Source organism: Lactobacillus nasalidis (assembly GCF_016587775.1).
Classification (GTDB): domain Bacteria; phylum Bacillota; class Bacilli; order Lactobacillales; family Lactobacillaceae; genus Lactobacillus; species Lactobacillus nasalidis.
Window position 1 is genome coordinate 1 of sequence record NZ_BOCG01000035.1, and the last position, 417, is coordinate 417.

Sequence of the window (417 nt, forward strand, 5' to 3'; positions counted from 1 at the left end):
CAGCCCCAGCTGGCCGCTCTGGCTGCCGCCAGCTGCAAAAAGGCAGCGTTGTGGGTGATGCAGTCTTGCAGGATCTGCTGGCCGCGCCCTGACTGCTTGGGCATGTCAAGACCAAAGCAGTAGCGGCGGTCCAAAGTCAGAAAGAGACCGCGATTGCCGGCACACTCAAAGAGCTTCATCTGGTGCAGGGCCACCAGGTCAAGCGGCTTGTGGCGGATAATAAAAAAGGAGAAATAGGCATGTGAGCCAAAGGATTGTACATACTGGTCCGACATCCCGAGCTGCTGGCAGAGCTGCTTTTTGATGGTCAGTTCGTGAGCCGGCTCCTGCTTGCGCAGCTGGTGCACCAGGCGCCGGCAAGTCTTCTTTTCCAGCAGAATCCAGCCGCTTTCGGCGTCATAGGCGATCGTCCGGTAG

The 417-nt window shown here is 58.3% G+C and carries 1 pseudogene; it reads right to left on the reverse strand.

What is annotated here, in order from left to right:
* Window positions 1-417 (reverse strand): annotated as a pseudogene (locus lacNas_RS00260) (hypothetical protein); the annotation flags it as partial.